Source organism: Coprococcus sp. RTP31081st1_H1_RTP31081_211007 (assembly GCF_040227275.1).
Lineage (GTDB): Bacteria > Bacillota > Clostridia > Lachnospirales > Lachnospiraceae > Coprococcus > Coprococcus aceti.
This window is the reverse complement of sequence record NZ_JBEHVP010000007.1, coordinates 57,611-75,660: the sequence shown is the minus strand read 5'-3', so window position 1 is coordinate 75,660 and position 18,050 is coordinate 57,611. Positions and strand designations below refer to the sequence as shown.

The window sequence follows — 18,050 nt, the reverse complement described above, 5'->3', positions numbered from 1 at the left end:
GTTCATCTGTTAGCTTTTGGGCGTGGGAAAAGCAGAATACATATTCCCTGCTTTATAACCTACAATTAAATAAAGAAAGGAAAATAGGAGATGAAACGAATCAGGACATTGATGCTTTCATTCTTATTGGCATGCGCAGTTTTAGTGGCACCATTTGCTTCAAATGCAAGCTGGGGCTATGTTCAGGCTGCTGCCGCAGAGAGTGATGGCGAAGTTGATTACAGCACTGAGTACGTTGTGCTGTCTCTTGAGGGATTTACTCTTGGCCAGGGATTCTATATCGAGCCAGAGAGAATGTCCTACAAAGAGATCGGTGAAGTCTGGAAAGAGGAAGGCATAGACATCGACCTGTCTAAGCTTACCGTATCACAGGCAACTTACGCGTTTTTCAAGAAAGAGGGACTTGAAACAGAACCTTCAGGAACAGACAAATACAACAGTTCCAGTTATTATCTTGCCAACGTAAAGGGCATTGATAAGGGAGCTGCAAATGTTCCACAGGAGCTTAAGGATGCTTATCAGAAGAAGAATGGAAAGGCACTTGAGCTTAAGGACAAGACTGGAAAAGATCTTGGCCAGTTTGACTATTTCAGCATGTCTGGCTGGATGAACACAGTTGACAATATAATGGGAAATGTCGGCGCAGGAGAATATCAGGTAGATTCTGCAGCCGGAGTAGACAATACACACGTTATCCGTTGGCAGTTCACACTCGCAGATTATGGCGCAGATCTGGGATATGGCTACAATCCGGATAAGAATACATTTGACTCTGAGTATGCATACTATGAGACTCAGGACAAGACAGAGCTCTATGTGCTCTATGCAGAGCATGCAGATGAGATAGCTAAGGACGAGGCTCTACGTGAAGAGGTTCAGGCGGTCATGACAGATCTCACTGCAACTGCAGATGAGGTTCAGGCAGTTGAGAAGAAGATCAGGGGCGACAAGAGAAATACAGTATCTGTAACCATGAATTATTCTGCTCCTTACATGACTCTGGCTGATTCAGAGGGCAATGAGATTGAAGTTGGAGAGCCTGATGGCAGCAAGTATACCCTTGAGCTTGAGCCGGGTACATACCGTCTGTCAGCATATCAGAAGAGCGGTGACGAGAAGACAGATATGGGATCTATAGATCTCGTAGTCACAGACGATCCACAGCAGTCATACAGCATATACAGTATCACAGATATAGCATGTACAGGTTATGACACTGTAGATGGCAACAAAAAATATTGGAAGGAAGACGTTGACTATACCGTCACAGGTAAGGTTATGTCTCCTGACAATGTGGACAGACATGCAGAGTTTGTAAAGACCAGGGAGGGGTCAGATGGCGCCTGGGCAAAGTATGCAGGACTGTTCTACTATGCTGATATGGTGTCAGTGACATATGATCCGGTTGGAGATAGAGCAGATGACTATATCTCTAAGACTGTGTCAAACACACTTACATCCAACAGAAGCTACGGTTATTCAGTAGCTCTTGCAGCGGCAAAGACAGTAGAGTTCACAGTTCCAGAGGGAACTGAGCTCAGAGTTGGTACACTTTCAACATACTATATATATAAGGATGAGGCTGGCATCAAGATAGACAGCAAGGATGCCGGATATGACACATACAAGTATAAGCTTGGAAGTGGTATCACATATTACTACCGTGTAACTGGTGGAGAGGGAGTGACATACTGGAACTGGTTCTCCACAACCACAGATGCTGAGTACAAGGTAACAGCCGAGGATATGTACATCGGCGACAGCACATATGGCCCTGGCACAGTTGTACATGACATGTCAGCCAATAGCTCAGATGTAGCTGATATCTATATGACTTCAAATGAGAAGGGCTACGTGTCAATGCAGAAGGGTGACAAGTATCACCTTGAGTGCTTCCGTAACTGGCAGGCAATAGAGGGTATCATGAATGCAAAATCAGCAGAGCCTGATTATCACTACACAGTTATCGATGAGAATGGTAACCCATCAAGTGATGTGATCAGCGTTGTACCTGGCGAGCATTCAGAGATAGCAGAGATCGAGGCAAAGTCAGAGGGAACAGCGATACTTCTCGTAACCTATGATGCAGAGATCAACAAGCCTGGTATGGGCGGTTCATTCTTCAGTGCGATCTGGCCTGAAAACACAGGTGTAGTCGTATTCACTGTAGGAAATGACGGCTCAGACATTCAGACAAATATGACATTAAATGCAGGACGCAACACAGAGACTGCTAAGACTGCTGTAGACAATCTGGATGCACAGATCGATGTTCTGTATTATCTTGAGGGAGCAGCCGGTGCAGAGTACACATTTACACCGGAGGATGGAGTGGCAGTATCAGTTCTTCATCCACAGATCACGGGAAACAAGCTTACATACAGTGGATTTACAACAGCAGATGTCAAGAAGAATGATGATGGAAGCTACACTGTAAGCGGTCTCACAGAGGGATCAAACATAATAAAGGTGACAAAGGACGGAGTTAGCACATATCAGGTAGTACGTGCAAAGGAAGTCCCGGTATCATACACATATAAGAACGCTGATGGTGGCGAGATCTCAGCAGATGAACTCAGAGCCGGTGATACCATAGAGGTTTCATATGGTAAGCGTACAGAGGATGGCAAGAAGGCATACGACGGTCTGTATATTCCGGCCAACAAGCTTGCAGGAATTTACAACATGGCCGGAACTATAAAACTGTCAGATGGTGAGGGAAATGAATTCTCAGGAGCAAGCAACCAGTATGCATTTGCATCATATCCTGCTGCCCAGACAGTTACAGTCAAGATACCTCAGTATTTTGCAGGTGACGAGTACACGCTGAGCGGAGTTCTGTATGAGGGCGGATTTGGTTCGCCATACGGTTCACACAGAGAGGTCCGCCATGCAACAGGAAAGCCTGTACAGATGGCAGCAAGCGTACGTGTGGCATACCTTGGAAGTCTCCCGGATATGTCATTTAAGCTGGCAAAGACAGACTTTGTCCAGGTAAAGCTTGATGTAGTGGATGGTGCTACAAACGAAGCAGTAGAAGGATATAAGGTAAACATAAAGGATACTGAAGGAAATGCCGTAACAGTAAATGACGGCAGCTTCAATGGTCTTGCAGGCAGACAGTACAATTACACTATGAAGTGTGCCGGATACATGTATGCCGAGGGAACATTTGAGATCCCGGAGGATACTTCCGGCGAGATGTCACAGACCATCAGCCTCACAGCGTCAAGTGCAACTGCTTGGGATGGCGAGAGCAAGACCGAGCCTGAACAGGTTGACGGAGTATACCAGATCAGCACAGGTGCAGAGCTGTACTGGTTTGAAAATGAGGTAAATGTCAATAAGAAGGTCGACATAAATGCAGTGCTCACAGCGGATATCAACCTTGCAGGATATAGCTGGACACCAATAGGTACATCGGGTGCCATATACATGGGTTCATTTGACGGCCAGGGACATACTATCAGCAATCTGTATCAGAATGATATAGGCTACTCAGGAATATTTGGACAGGCGGGTGCAAGGATCAGCAGCCTCACAGTAGAGGGAACTATCATCATGAGCACCAAGACTGCAGCAGGAGCGGTTGTGGGATACCTGTATCAGGGAACCACAGATGCACCGGCAAGAGTAGCAGGTTGTACATCTAAAGTAAATATCACTTACACAGGCACAAATACATCAGCTTCGATAGGTGGTCTGGTAGGATACTGTAACACGAACAAAATAAGCAACACAGTGATTGAGAACTGTGTAAATCATGGAACTATTAAGGCAGAAAACGGTGGTACCGTCGGCGGAATCATAGGATCTATGAGCAGCCGAAATATCTGCGTACAGAATTCGACAAACTATGGTGACATCACAGCCAAGACAAATGTTGGTGGAATACTCGGAAGCCACAATGAATACTATCCACAGGATCCTGGATGCAAGATCATTTCATGCTACAATGCAGGAACGATCACAGGCCAGACAAATGCAGGCGGTATTGCAGGTGTTTTCAAGGGTAATACGTCAAATGACGCAGGCGTGGAGATCACAGACTGCTACAGCGCAGGAACTGTAAATGGCAGCGACACAGCCACAACAGGCGTATTTGCAGGCTATTCAGAGGATCTGACAATATCAGGATCTGCATATTCATGCACAGCCGCAGCAGATGAGAGAATCACAGAGGATCAGGCTTCATATGTATCGGCTGCTAATATAGAGGCAGTCAAGAAGCTCACAGTTGACACAGTTACCAAGATCAATGACGGAGAGGCCATCTTGAACGTGGCACCTGCAGCAGAGATCATGGCAAATGTTCCTCTGACAGCAGAAGATGGAGAATTTGTAGAGACATACAAGAAGGTAAGAACTGTAATTGACGGAGTTACTATCTTCAACATAGGTGTATATGACTACACAGCAAGTGCAGCCGGAATAAATGGTGCATCAAAGGATGGAGTTATCCTTGAGAACACAAAGGTTGAGGCAGCTTCCGCGGTTGACGCTGTAAAGCGTGCACTGGATAATGCCGGAATAGCCTACGATATTCAAGAGTCAGCTTATGGCCCATATATCGTATCTGTAAACGGACTTGCATCAGTTGCTGACTACTCAATGTCAGGATGGATGCTGTCATACAACGGAGACGACTTTGACAACGGTGGGCTTGGTTCACTGGATGCAAAGGATAACGACACTATCGAGCTTCACTATGAGCTCACAGGAGCAGATGTAGCAGCATCATTCTCAGGACTTCCTACATTTGAGTCCATGACAATAGATGGAACAGAGATAACATTTACCACAGAGACAGAAACCGATGAGAATTGGAATTCTATCTACACATACAAGGCAAATGGAGAGGTTCTGAATGGAACAGGAACAAAGGCTGATCCATTTGAGGTCGGTGTTGTATTGCCGGAGAGCGCAGATCTTGTAAAGCTTGACATGACATACAAGACAACTGCGGATGGCCATTATGTTGTGGTTGACGGACTTTCAGCCAAGATCAACCTGACGAATGATGTTGTGTGCAGGATCACATCAAGAGGTGGAAGAACTGCATGGTACAAGATCATGGCAGTGACAGCACTCACTGAGGACAATACAAAGCTTGAGATAGCAGACGCAGAGTACACTGGAGAGGAGCTCACACCGGAAGTTACCGTATATGTAAATGACAAGAAGCTTGATCCAAGCAGCTATGAGGTTACATACAGTGATAACGTAAATGCCGGAAAGGGTACTTGTACAGTAAAGGGAACTGGTAAGTTCTCTGGTACAATTCAGGGCGAGTTCGAGATAAAGAAGTCTACAAAGACGATAACTACAGAAAAGACTGAGATCGAGGTTCTTGAAAATGCAGAGCCATTTGATCTCGAGGTTACAGGACAGGGTACACTTACATTTGCATCATCTGCACCAGAGGTGGCAGAGGTAGATCCTGAGACAGGACGTGTGACAGTCAAGGCTGTCGGTGAGACTGAGATCACAGTTTCATCTGAGGGAACAGAGAACTACGAGGCTGGACAGATCGTTATCAAGATAACAGTCAAGGAGGTTCCTGTAGAGCCAGAGGAGCCGGATACAAAGGTTACACTCACAAAGGACAACACAGTTATAGAAGTTGCAGATGTGACATATACAGGCAAGGCACAGAAGCCTGAGGTTACAGTAACAGTTGACGGTAAGAAACTTGAGGCGGCTGATTATACAGCATCGTATGCAAATAACGTGAACGCCGGAACAGCCAAGGTAACTATAACAGGTAAGAATGATTATACAGGCAGTGTTGAGCAGACCTTCAAGATCAATAAGGCAGACCAGACAGTGACAGGCAACACATTATATGTATACAACAGATATATAACCGTTAAGGCTGCCGGTAAGGGAACTGTAACTTACTCATCAACAAACAAGAATATTGCGATAGTAAACAGCAAGTCAGGTCTTGTGAGAACCAAGAAGCCGGGCAGAGTACAGATAAAGATCACTGTCTCAGGCAACAGCAATTACAACAAGGCAAGCGGAATCGTAACTCTGATAGTTACCCCTGCAAAGTCATCAATAACAAAGCTTGCATCAAACAGCAGCAGAAGTCTTAAGGTGACCTACAAGAAGGTAAGCGGTGCTACCGGATATCAGATAACATATGCTACAAACAAGAGCTTTAAGTCTGCAAAGACAAAGTATGTGAGCGCAAAGTATGGCAGTGCAACTATCAAGAATCTAGCAAAGAACAAGAGATACTATGTGAGAGTAAGAGCTTACAAAACAATAAATGGCAAGAGATACATGGGACTTGGCAGCTCAGTGAAGTCTGTCAAAGTAAAATAATTCTCAGGCCATAGAAACGCAGAGATGATCCGGAGGAAAGAGGTATGGAGAACAAGAGAGCTGGCTATACACGTGAAGAATGTTGTCAGATGCTTCTGGACGCATATATTTCACTTGGAAGATATCCGAAAAAGTCAGACTTTACACCGGAGCAGGTTGGCTGGATAAAATCCTACCTTGGGCCATGGCCGAGAGCCCTTGAGGCCTGTGGCATTCTTCCTGACCGGTCTGCGGAGCGGGCTGAGGCAAAGAAGCATAAGCGCATAGCTTCCAAGAGGAAGATGACCCAGTACAAGCTTGCGAAGCAGAACTGGAAAACTGAATAAAAAATTTTAAACCACAGGTTTACTTTTAACCTGTGGTTTATTTGTGTTATAGTATCTGTAGATTCCTTCTGACATATTTTATTATTAGTGTTCGGGATATTGACCCAGTTATAAGACTATTGGAGATATTGGTAGTCAGATAGTTTATAGCATTTACAATGGGAGGTATCATTTATGACACAGAACAATTTTCCAATGATCGATCTTTGCGCAACAGGCAAGAGGATCAAAGAAGTGAGAGAGCAGAAAGGAATCACCGTAAAAGCATTGCAGGCATTTCTCGGGTTCAATGAACCTGTATCGATCTACAAGTGGCAGAGGGGCGAATGCCTTCCTACATTTGACAACATGTATGCAATGGCCTGCCTATTCGGGGTAGGGATTGACGACCTTCTGGTGGGAAACCGCCAGGAGGTTGTTTTTTTGCACTTTCGTCTCCGGGGACGGAGGTGCCAGGTACCTCCGTCCCCCATTAAATATTTGATTAATGGTGGTAGTGTGTTACAATTATATTTATATGTAAGTATAAACTTGAGCTGATCTGGGACCGGAATAATGTACGTGAGATGGGGGATTCGGTATGAAGAATGCAAGCAAGAGGCAGTATATACTGACGCTGATAGTGAGTTTTGTGGCGATTGTGGTACTGTCGTTATGTACGATCATGACATTTTATAGGAAGTCAGTGAATGATACTCTGGCTTTGGCGGCAGAGACTGTTAAGCAGGAGCAGGAATATATGAATTCGTATCTGAATCGAGCTGTGGATGCGGTGGAAGTTACGAAGATCACTGTGGAGCATATGATGAGAGAAGGTCAGTCGGGGCAGGATATACTGAACTTTCTCACGAATGAATCAGATTATTATCTCCAGGATATAGATGCGGCGTTCACAGGTGTATATGGCTTTATAAACGGCGAATATCTTGATGGCACAGACTGGGTTCCCAACGATGATTATGTTCCTCAGGAGCGGGCATGGTACAAGGCAGCAGTGGCGGCAGACGGCCAGCCAACCCTGGGCCAGCCGTACATCGATGCGCAGACAGGTGATATTCTGATGTCAGTCAGCCAGTTACTCTATGATGGTGTGAGCGTAATATCTCTGGATGTAACTCTGGATCAAATACAGGCTGAGACGGAAAAAATCAAATTAAATGGTCAGGGATATGCATTCGTCTGCGACAAGTCAGGCTTGGTGATAACCCATTCAGACAAGAAAGATGTAGGACAGGACTATACCCAGGGTGAAATGTCTGCACTCATGAAGGGCATAACGAACAATGACGGCGAACCATTTCAAGCGGTTGTTGATGACAAGAAGGTGACGGTTTTCAGCTGTTCCATAGTTGATGAATGGTATGTGGTCATGGTCATCACAAATGAGAAGCTGTACCACGGAATAAGAAACCTGATAGGCTACGATATAGGCGTTGGAATAGTTTTATATATAATTATAGTGTTCTTCTGTACCAGATCCAAGAATAGTACGGATGCAATCATGAGCAAGCTCGATGAGACAAATAACGAACTCACAGACCTGAATAATATGGTCATGCAGGCATTTGCCAAGACGATAGATGCAAAGGACAAATACACAAAAGGCCACTCCGTGCGTGTTGCCAGATACAGTCGTGAGCTGGTGAAGCGGATGGGCGGAACGATCAGGGAGCAGGACGAGATATATCAGATAGCACTGCTTCATGATATGGGTAAGATACGTATTCCGGACAACATAATCAACAAGCCGGGAAGACTTACGGATGAAGAATTCTCCATGATAAAGCTTCACTGTGTAAATGGATACCATATTCTCAAGAATATAAATGCATTTCCGGAGCTGGCGGTGGGCGCAAAGTATCACCATGAGAGGTACGATGGAACAGGATATCCAAGCGGGCTGAAGGGAGAAAATATACCAAGGTGTGCAAGAATCATAGCGGTGGCAGACAGCTATGATGCCATGACATCCAACCGAAGCTACAGATACGCCCTGCCACAGAAGATAGTGCGCGATGAGATGGAGAAGGGCAAGGGCAGTCAGTTTGATCCGGACATTGCAGAAGTCATGCTCAGTATGATTGATGAGGATGAAGACTACAACATGAGACAGGTCGAGAAGATGGTCAGCAATATCCTCGTTGTAGATGACGAGAAGATAAATATCAGACTTATAGAGAATATCTGCAAAAACGAGCCCCTCTACAAGGTCATTGCGGCTGAGAGCGGAAAGCAGGCCATAGACATAGTGGGAAATCAGCAGATAGACCTGGTATTGCTCGATATCGAGATGCCAGACATGGATGGATTCCAGACGCTGGAAGAGATACGAAAGATCACAGACGTACCGGTCATATTCGTAACAGCTTATAAGGATTATAAGCTGATAGAGAGAGCGAGACAGATGGGGGTTGAGGATTATATTACGAAGCCGTTCCTTCCAATAGTTTTCCTTGAGACCTTGTACGGAGTTATCGGTTAAATACAGATGGGGGGACACTTTGGGGAAGATAGTAAATGAGAAATCAGATAAAAAAAGTTCAAAGGCTGTACCTTGGAAGAAGAGGCTCAACAATGATACGGATATGCAGCTTCTCCTCTTTAATATAATTACAGGTGGAGGCACCATTGGCGGGATCATCAGCTTTATAGCGAGCCTGATCATCAAAACTCCACTTATACAAGATGTTGCCATATTGAGCGCGTTGACTGTGCTCGGCATATGCATTTACCTTGCAAATGCAAAAAAGATGGTGAGACAGAGTGCTATAGTGATCGTTTTTGTTATAACTTTGATGGCATTTCCGATGATGTTCTTCACCTCGGGCGGAGCGTACAGCGGTATGGGTTTCTGGTTTGGCTTAGGCATGATATTCTCATTCCTTCTGATAGATGGCATGTTTTGCTATGTCATGCTGGCTGTCCAGATCATAATGGTGGTTGCATGTTACATAGTCTCGTATAAATACCCAGAACTGGTGATCCCATTGGCAAATGAGAGAAGTGTGTATGTAGACATGCTCCAGAGCCTTATAATATTCGGCATAGTTATCGGATCCATAGTGAGATTCCAGAATGCCGTATACAAGTGTAAACTAGAGGAGATAGAGCAGATAAATGAGGAGCTTACCAGGGCGAAGGATGATGCTGATGTGGCGAACCATGCCAAATCCGAGTTCCTTGCGCATATGTCCCATGAGATCAGGACTCCGCTAAATACCATAGTGGGGATGAATGAGATAATAATGAGAGAGACACACGAGGAACAAACCATGAAATGTGCCAGGGATATACAGAGCTCAAGTGATATCCTGGTAGATCTGGTTAGGGATGTGCTGGATTTCTCCATGATAGAATCGGGCAGGATGGAGATAGTCAATGAGGAATATCATTTCAGCCAGCTGCTCAGCAATGTGTTGTCTGTTATGGAGTCCAGAGCAAGACAGAAGAATCTGGAGCTTGATGCCGAGGTTCAGGAGATTTTGTACAATGATCTGAAAGGCGATTCCGCCAGAATATGCCGGATCCTGATAAATCTTATTGGAAATGCTGTGAAGTATACGAAGAAAGGTTCGATCAGAGTGACCGTCCATATGGAGGATCATGGTGCAGATCCCCATAATGTGGAACTGGTCATGGCTGTTCGTGATACTGGAATCGGAATAAAAGAGGAAGATCAGGAGAGACTTTTCAAAGATTTTGAGCGGCTTGATCTGTCGAATAACCGATCTATAGAGGGGACAGGACTTGGACTGGCCATCACATATCACCTTGTGGAAATGATGGGTGGAAGTATAACCTGCCATAGTAAGTATGGACATGGGACTACATTTGTGGTAAAAATCAGCCAGGAACGTCTGTCCGATGAGAGAATAGGCGATTTTAAGGACAGGTACAGACAGTATATGAAGGAGAGAAAGACGTATAAGAGCAAATTGTGTGCCCCGGATGTCAGTGTTCTTGTTGTGGATGACAATGTCATGAATCTGAAAGTTATCAAGATGATGCTTAAGCCTACACGTATGAAGGTTTCGACCTGTGCCAGCGGTGCCGAGTGTCTGGAGCTTATAAAAAAGTACAGGTATGATATCATCCTTATGGATCACATGATGCCTGAGATGGATGGCATGGAGACATTTCACCGTGCTATGCTCATGCGCGACAGCCTGTGTGGCAGGAGTACATATATAGTCATGACTGCAAATGCTGTCATGGGTGCAAGAGAGATGTATCTGGCGGAAGGATTTAAGGATTATATCAGCAAGCCGGTGCAGCCGGAGGTGCTGGAAGATATCCTGATGAGATATATACCTGAGGATAAGCTGGTGGATCCGGCGGTATGTGATGAAGATCGGGAAAGCCCAACAATGGGTGCCGGAACAGTAGACGAAAAAACAGATGTTATGGGAAAACAGAATAAAGCTACGGAAGAGACTTGCGCGGTAGAAAAATGTGAAAATATGACTCGAGATGGGTTTTCAAAACAGGATTTAGACATATCTTGTAAAGAAGTTCACATTGACCACGAGAAAGGTCTTACATACTGCGGGGGCAGTGAAGACTTTTTGAAAGAAATCATATCAATGTATGCAGCTGACGACAAGCGCGCAGAGATACAGAAGGCTTATGATGAAAAAGATTGGGACGGCTACAGGATATTGATACATACGGTAAAAAGTACATCCAGAACGATCGGAGCCATGGAACTGGGCGATGAGGCGCAGGAGCTGGAGAATGCGGTTAAAGAACTTGATGTGGATATGATCTGCAAGATGCATGAGAGTGTGATGGCTTATTACTCGGCTGTACTTGACTGGTGCCGTGCGACAACCGCTCAGTAGGCCCGAAATTTTCACAAGACGATAGAATGTAGAACATAGTGCACATATGCAATATTGCAATATGCACAAAAGCAGATTACTAATACATGAATACTTGACATTTTCCCATATAATAATACGTTATTATGATATATAATATTGTATTATTTAAAAAATGGGGGAGACTAGGCAATTGTTAAGCAGACAGATCCATCAGCCATACATGAGAATGATGTCATATCATTTTATTCATCGGATCCGGCTCTTTCTGGTGCAGTAAATACACATAGAGTTGTCTCGATAGAGACAGATGGTAATAATTACAGGTATATTACAAAAGGCGATGCCAATAATGTGGTGGACCGTTACGATGTGGACTCAAGAGACCTGCTTGGCAGGGTGGTGTGGTCGTCACTCATACTTGGCAAGATAGTGAGGCTTGTGTCTAACCCACTTATATTTGTACCCATAATTCTTGTTCCGCTTGCCATTATACTCATAGCCAACCTAGTAAAGACTGTATCCTATGCAAGAAAGATAGCAAAGGATGAGGAGGAAGCAGCCGTAAAAGAGGCTATTCAGTATATAAGAGAGAAGAATCTCAGAGAAACAGGTGACACGACAGAATCCAATGAGAATTCAGAGAGAAAGTCGGAATAGCGGGCCTATAGAAAAAAGCACACAAGATTTTGAGATCTTGTGTGCTTTTTTGATATTCGCAAAGAAAAGTGAAAATGTTCCATTTTTTGCGAGTAAAAGCTGCTGAAGCAAGTCCTGGTATGTGTCGATAATCAAAAATTACAGCGAATTCACCCTGCCCATGAACAGGATCATGCCAGTGCTCTGATCTTCAATCACATACACAAATGGCTTGTCCACAATAAAGTTATATGTTTCCTCACTTGGCATCATTGCTGTTTCCTTGATCATGATGTCTGTCTCTGCTGCGGCCTTGGTTCCGTTCTCGTCCACGATCACCTTTGCTTTGTGGTTGACTGATGAAACGGCTATGCCATCGGCGATCTTGGAGAAGTCAGCACTCTCCGAATATGCCGACTGGATTCCCATGTTTTTCAGAATGTCGTCAAGACCGTCGATACTCTGCTCATCTGTGAATTTTGGGAGCTGGAGGGTATCGATCTCTACGTTGCTGGCATCATCCAGAGAGTCGATGAGCTTCTGTTTTTCTTCGTTGCTTAGTTTGTCAAAGAGTTCATTTATGTCTCCGTCATCGGCGGTTGGCATGAACACCTTCATGACAACATTGTCGCCGTCGTATGGAAGAGTGATTCCTTTGATCTCACCGTTGTCCATGTATGTGAAGTGCTCACCGTAGAGATGCATCATATCAACAACGCTTTCCTTGTCGGTTCCGTAGAAGCTGCTCTGAAAAGTTTTATCCTCGGTAAAAGGAGTATCCCATTTCCCCTCGAAGTAAACTGCGTTTATGAGCATCATCACGGTTCCACCAGGAATCTCCTTTAAGATTTCAGGGATCATCTTGTTGGTGTTGTCACTCACCCAGTTGTTGACATTTTGAACAACCTTGTCTGCCTGACCATCGAAGTCGGCCTCGTAGATTTCACCGGAGTAATAATCCTTGGCAGGTGTAAGAAAGTCGGAATTTATATTGGCCGCCCAAGTCGTTCCCTTGTTCATCCATACTGAATTTGCTGTGTTGACAAATGTATTCTGAGACCAGTCTTTTGACAGATATGCCTTCATCTCATCGTTCCACTCATCAAGGTCTGTTATGCCGAGAGCGTTTTCTAGCTCATTTTTTGTTGTACCGCCGGCACCTACATCCAGCATGGACAGTGCACTTGCAATGCTGTAAGGCGAGTAAAATATGTTCTCGTCAGCTGGAAGTGCAGAATACATATTCATAGAGAATTCATTGATTCCGTTCTTTAGCTGGTCAAATGATGTTATATCCGTTTTGACCGAAGTCACAGTGATGTTGTCAGTGAGGGAAGTGACCGACGAATCAGTTTTGGTGTGACCGGGATTATTCCCCGGTGTATTTGTGCCGCAGCCGGCAAGACCTGCACACATACAGGCGCTGAGTAGTAAAGCTGTCATTCGTTTTTTCATAGTTGAAACCTCCTTATTGTAAAGCCCATCGTATCGTCCCGATGATTTATTGTAACTGGTATATCATTAACTCTCAATATATATACGAGTATCAAGAGCTTTTTTGTGGACTTTTTCAACAAATTTTTATATGAGAGGTTTTTATATGAGATTCGTGAGATAGTGAACAATGAACTTGGAAAATGCACGGATTAGATATATATTAATCATAAAGGTTCAATCAGCTTTTAGAATCAGTTTTCATAAGGAGGCAATACGATGGCGCTTATAAAAGGAATACATCATGTGGCACTTAAGTGCTGCAGCAGCGAAGAGTATAAGAATGTAGCAGAGTTTTATGGTGATATATTGGGACTTTCAGTTGCGAGAAAATGGGATGGCGGGATCATGTTTGACACTGGAGATGGCATCATCGAGGTGTTTGAGGATGGTGAGTCACCGCTTCCGCAGGGAAATATAAGACATTTTGCATTTGCCACAGAGGATGTGGATGCCTGTGTTTCGGCAGTGAGAAAGGCAGGATATGAGGTGTTTGTAGAGCCAAAGGACATAGAGATCCAGTCGGATCCAAGGTTTCCGGCAAGGATCGCGTTCTGCCGAGGACCGCTTGGCGAGGAGATAGAATTTTTCTGTGAGAAATGATGAAGAGTTGTAGAGACTTTCTGTTATAGAATTACATGGAGATGATAGGGTTGACAAAGGAAGAATGGTACGCCCGGCTTTTTGAACGTCTGGGAAGGTCGAAATTTCGCAGTGGATTTCATTTGACACAGAAAGATATCGACTATATACATGAAAAGGGGCTGGATACCATAAGACAGCATGCACGGGATTTCATAGCGCAGAGGGAAGCTCCGGCATTCATACCAAATGACGGAAAGCAGACTCCCATGCGGGGACATCCGGTATTTGTGGCACAGCATGCGACGGCTACATGCTGCCGGGAATGCATACGTAAGTGGCATACATTTGCCCCGGGAGTGGAGCTTGGTCCAAGGCAGCAGGAATATCTGGTGGATGTCATCATGACCTGGATAGAGAGAGAACTGGCAGCAGCCGGGGATAAAGCTCGGCCCGGGGATAAAATAATTTTATACCAGCGGTGTAATGACAAATAATTATATTTGTGGTAGAGTACAGTTTAGGTGGTCAAATAAAAGAAGAAAATCAGGACACACCAATAAAAAATGACTTAGGAAAAGGAACCCGGAAGGGTAGTCAGGAAAGGAAAGAATCATGTTAAGTATAGTTTTCGCTAAATACATAACCAGAGAGTTTAATAGTGATGTGGCAGGGAATACTTTACATACAGATGATAAGCTGCGTGAACATATGTACTCATATGGTACAGGGCGAGAGCGTACGGAACATGATCATACAAATATGCTGACCTGAATGATCTGAGCAAATGCATAACAGATCAAATAGGTTTCGATAGACTGAGATCAGCCAGATCTATCAGCATTTATAGATTGGAATCATGATGTACGAAAAAGCGTCCATCCATGTGAGTATTATAGAAGTATTCATGTGGATGGGCGTTTTTTGCGTGTTTTTGAACTCGTCTTTGTGAAGAAGAAATCTGCCACAATTGTAGCAATGCAGATGAGATGAGAATTTTGGGAGGGAAGTATTATGTGTAATGTACCAACAATTGACATGACAGGAACAGGCAGAAATATTGTGAAGCTTAGACAGAATGCAGGTTTTTCTGTAAAGGATCTGCAGGATATATTTGGATTTGCCACTCCAAATGCGATATACAAGTGGCAGAAGGGTATGGCTATGCCAACCGTAGACAACCTGATCATTCTGGCCGCCATCTTTGGTGTAACAGTGGATGATATCATTGCAGTAAACATCTGCTCGACAGTTGGAATCAGTGCGTAGCATAAAAATTTACATATTCATGTATATAAAGGCGGACAGCGGTAACTACGTTGCCCGCCTCTTTTATATCCTGTATGGGGTCAGGCACCTCCGTCCCCATGGGGACACTGTATGGGGCAGGTACCTCCGTCCCCAGGGGGGAGAAAATTGGGGGTTGACTTGGAGTGAGCTCCAAGTGATATATTCAATGTAACATATAGGTATTGTGTGAGTGCATATAGCTATAAATAGAAAGGTTTTCTTGAAATTAGGAAAGAGGTGGCAATATGACTATCAAAGAGGTAAGTGAAAAGTTTGATATCACCGCTGATACGCTCAGGTATTACGAGAGGGTCGGGCTTATCCCTCCTGTAGCGAGAAATGCTAGTGGCAACAGGGATTATAAGGAAAATGATGTCAGTTGGGTTGAACACACTGTATGCATGAGAAATGCTGGTGTTCCGATAGAGGCGCTTATTGAATATGTAAAACTGTTCCAGATGGGAGATGCTACATTTGGCGCGAGGCTGGATCTCCTTAAGGAGCAGTATGAGAAACTTGAGGAGCAGAGAAAACAGATCGAAGCCACCATGGATAGATTACATTACAAGATATCCAAATATGAGGAGGCCGTGAAGACCGGCAAGCTTGTATGGGACAGGTAAATTACCGATGGCGAATGCACTATGTTAAAACAGGAGGATAAAGAAAAATGTATATTGAAAATATCAACGGACCACAGGATGTAAAGAAACTGACAGTAGAAGAGATGGGAACACTTGCAGACGAGATGAGACATGCACTTCTCATCAGAGCCAGCAAACACGGCGGACATTTTGGACCGAACTTTGGTATGGTTGAGGCAACCATAGCACTTCACTATGTATTTGAGTCACCTAAGGATAAGATTGTGTATGACGTGTCACACCAGAGCTATCCTCATAAAATGCTTACTGGAAGAAAGGATGCCTACCTCTATGAGGAGCACTATGATGATGTGACTGGTTACAGCAACCCGCATGAGAGCGAGCACGACTTCTTCACGGTTGGACATACTTCAACATCCATCAGTCTGGCTGCAGGCCTTGCAAAGGCAAGGGATCTCCAAGGGGCAGAGGGTAATGTGATAGCGGTGATAGGCGATGGCTCCCTGTCAGGAGGAGAGGCCCTTGAAGGCTTGGACTACGCTAAAGAACTGGATGGCAACCTCATCATAGTTGTAAATGACAACGATATGTCCATAGCCGAGAACCACGGAGGACTCTATACAAATCTCAGATTACTCAGAGACACTAAGGGAACAGCAGAGTGCAATCTGTTCCGCGCCATGGGACTTGATTATTATTACGTGCATGAAGGCAATGATGTGGCAGCCCTCATAGACACATTCCAGAAGGTAAAAGATTCAAAGAAGCCTGTTGTGGTCCACATCAGAACCCTCAAGGGAAAGGGGTATGCCCCGGCCGAGGAGCACAAGGAGCAGTGGCACTACAGCGGACCATTTGATATAGAGACAGGAAGATCGTTATTTGAAGGTGACGAGGAGGACTACTCAAGCGTGTCCTGTGATTACCTGCTTGACAAGATGAAGAAGGATCCAAAGGTCGTTGCCATCACAGCGGGAACACCGACAGTTATAGGATTTACAGAGGATAAGAGACGTGAGGCCGGAAAGCAGTTTGTTGACGTGGGAATTGCAGAGGAGACAGCGGTGGCACTTGCGTCGGGAATTGCAGCAGGCGGCGGAAAGCCAGTGTTCGGTGTGTATAGCTCATTTGTGCAGAGAACATTTGACCAGATATCCCAGGATCTCTGTATCAACAACAATGCAGCCACTATAGTGACATTTGCAGGGTCTGTATATGGAATGAACGATGTGACACATCTGGGCTTTCAGGATATCCCGATGCTTTCAAATATCCCGAATCTTGTATATCTTGCTCCGACAACAAAGGAAGAGTATATTGCCATGCTTGATTGGAGCATAGAGCAGAATGAGCATCCGGTGGCCATCAAGCTTCCAGGCGGTGCAATGGTAAGTGGAAGCCCTGTGACGAAGAACTTTGGAGATCTGAATAAGTATGAGGTGACACAGAAGGGAAGCAAGGTTGCCCTACTCGGCCTTGGAACCTTCTACAGTCTGGCAAATGCCGTTGCAGACGAGATGAAGAGTGAGCTTGGAATAGATGCCACTGTCATCAATCCTTACTATATCACAGGGCTTGACGAGGAGCTTCTCGAAAGCCTCAAGGCAGACCACTCGGTTGTCATCACTATTGAAGATGGTATACTGGACGGCGGATTCGGTGAGAAGATTGCAAGATTCTACGGTGATTCGGATATGAAGGTACTGAATTATGGTCTTAAGAAGGACTTCCTTGACAGGTACGATGTCGAAGAGGTTCTTAAGGATAATCGTCTTGATGCGGAGATGATCGCAGAGGACGTTAAGGGATTGTTGTAAAGTATATGATTATCTATGATAGATATGTTTATATGAATAATTTATTAGTAGAAATATAGAACAGACATAAAATGCCCCATATAATTCTGAAATTATTTATTCCCAGAAATTATATGGGGATATTTTATTCAAATGTCTGATCAT

Annotated in this window: 12 protein-coding genes; 11 read left to right on the top strand and 1 reads right to left on the bottom strand. The window is 44.5% G+C overall.

Annotation, left to right across the window (positions count from 1 at the left end; all coding sequences use genetic code 11):
* The first annotated feature begins 90 nt into the window (after positions 1-90).
* From ABUA31_RS11580 to ABUA31_RS11555, 6 genes are all read left to right on the top strand, one after another.
* Complete coding sequence (locus ABUA31_RS11580; protein ID WP_242859096.1) at positions 91-6,333, top strand: immunoglobulin-like domain-containing protein; 6,243 nt, start codon at positions 91-93, stop codon at positions 6,331-6,333.
* 44 nt (positions 6,334-6,377) lie between these two features.
* Positions 6,378-6,659 carry a homing endonuclease associated repeat-containing protein gene (locus tag ABUA31_RS11575; protein ID WP_055146366.1) on the top strand — a complete coding sequence of 94 codons (282 nt, stop codon included), beginning with the start codon at positions 6,378-6,380 and terminating at the stop codon, positions 6,657-6,659.
* Between the two features lie 174 nt (positions 6,660-6,833).
* A complete protein-coding gene (locus ABUA31_RS11570) occupies positions 6,834-7,199 on the top strand; it encodes a helix-turn-helix domain-containing protein (RefSeq protein WP_242857375.1) in 366 nt (121 codons plus the stop codon).
* A 40-nt stretch (positions 7,200-7,239) separates the two neighbouring features.
* Positions 7,240-9,141 carry an HD domain-containing phosphohydrolase gene (locus ABUA31_RS11565; RefSeq protein ID WP_118649393.1) on the top strand — a complete coding sequence of 634 codons (1,902 nt, stop codon included), beginning with the start codon at positions 7,240-7,242 and terminating at the stop codon, positions 9,139-9,141.
* A 19-nt stretch (positions 9,142-9,160) separates the two neighbouring features.
* Positions 9,161-11,500 carry an ATP-binding protein gene (locus ABUA31_RS11560; protein ID WP_055147825.1) on the top strand — a complete coding sequence of 780 codons (2,340 nt, stop codon included), beginning with the start codon at positions 9,161-9,163 and terminating at the stop codon, positions 11,498-11,500.
* Between the two features lie 333 nt (positions 11,501-11,833).
* A complete protein-coding gene (locus ABUA31_RS11555; RefSeq protein WP_055147822.1) occupies positions 11,834-12,139 on the top strand; it encodes a hypothetical protein in 306 nt (101 codons plus the stop codon).
* A 138-nt stretch (positions 12,140-12,277) separates the two neighbouring features.
* On the opposite strand, the gene ABUA31_RS11550 is transcribed toward ABUA31_RS11555, so the two are convergent.
* Positions 12,278-13,573 carry a serpin family protein gene (locus ABUA31_RS11550; RefSeq protein ID WP_055147819.1) on the bottom strand — a complete coding sequence of 432 codons (1,296 nt, stop codon included), beginning with the start codon at positions 13,571-13,573 and terminating at the stop codon, positions 12,278-12,280.
* 258 nt (positions 13,574-13,831) lie between these two features.
* Between ABUA31_RS11550 and ABUA31_RS11545 the strand changes: the two genes are divergently transcribed.
* From ABUA31_RS11545 to ABUA31_RS11525, 5 genes are all read left to right on the top strand, one after another.
* Positions 13,832-14,215 (top strand): VOC family protein, encoded by a 384-nt coding sequence (locus ABUA31_RS11545; RefSeq protein WP_015534226.1) that lies wholly within the window; start codon positions 13,832-13,834, stop codon positions 14,213-14,215.
* Positions 14,216-14,265: 50 nt separating this feature from the next.
* A complete protein-coding gene (locus ABUA31_RS11540; RefSeq protein ID WP_242857377.1) occupies positions 14,266-14,691 on the top strand; it encodes a DUF4186 domain-containing protein in 426 nt (141 codons plus the stop codon).
* Between the two features lie 517 nt (positions 14,692-15,208).
* The gene (locus ABUA31_RS11535) at positions 15,209-15,463 is read left to right on the top strand and encodes a helix-turn-helix domain-containing protein (RefSeq protein ID WP_015534224.1); all 255 of its coding nucleotides are present in this window, start codon (positions 15,209-15,211) and stop codon (positions 15,461-15,463) included.
* Positions 15,464-15,729: 266 nt separating this feature from the next.
* Positions 15,730-16,107 carry a MerR family transcriptional regulator gene (locus ABUA31_RS11530; RefSeq protein ID WP_055147813.1) on the top strand — a complete coding sequence of 126 codons (378 nt, stop codon included), beginning with the start codon at positions 15,730-15,732 and terminating at the stop codon, positions 16,105-16,107.
* Between the two features lie 47 nt (positions 16,108-16,154).
* Positions 16,155-17,906, top strand: coding sequence for a 1-deoxy-D-xylulose-5-phosphate synthase (locus ABUA31_RS11525; RefSeq protein ID WP_055147810.1), 1,752 nt, complete (start codon positions 16,155-16,157; stop codon positions 17,904-17,906).
* Positions 17,907-18,050: the final 144 nt, after the last annotated feature.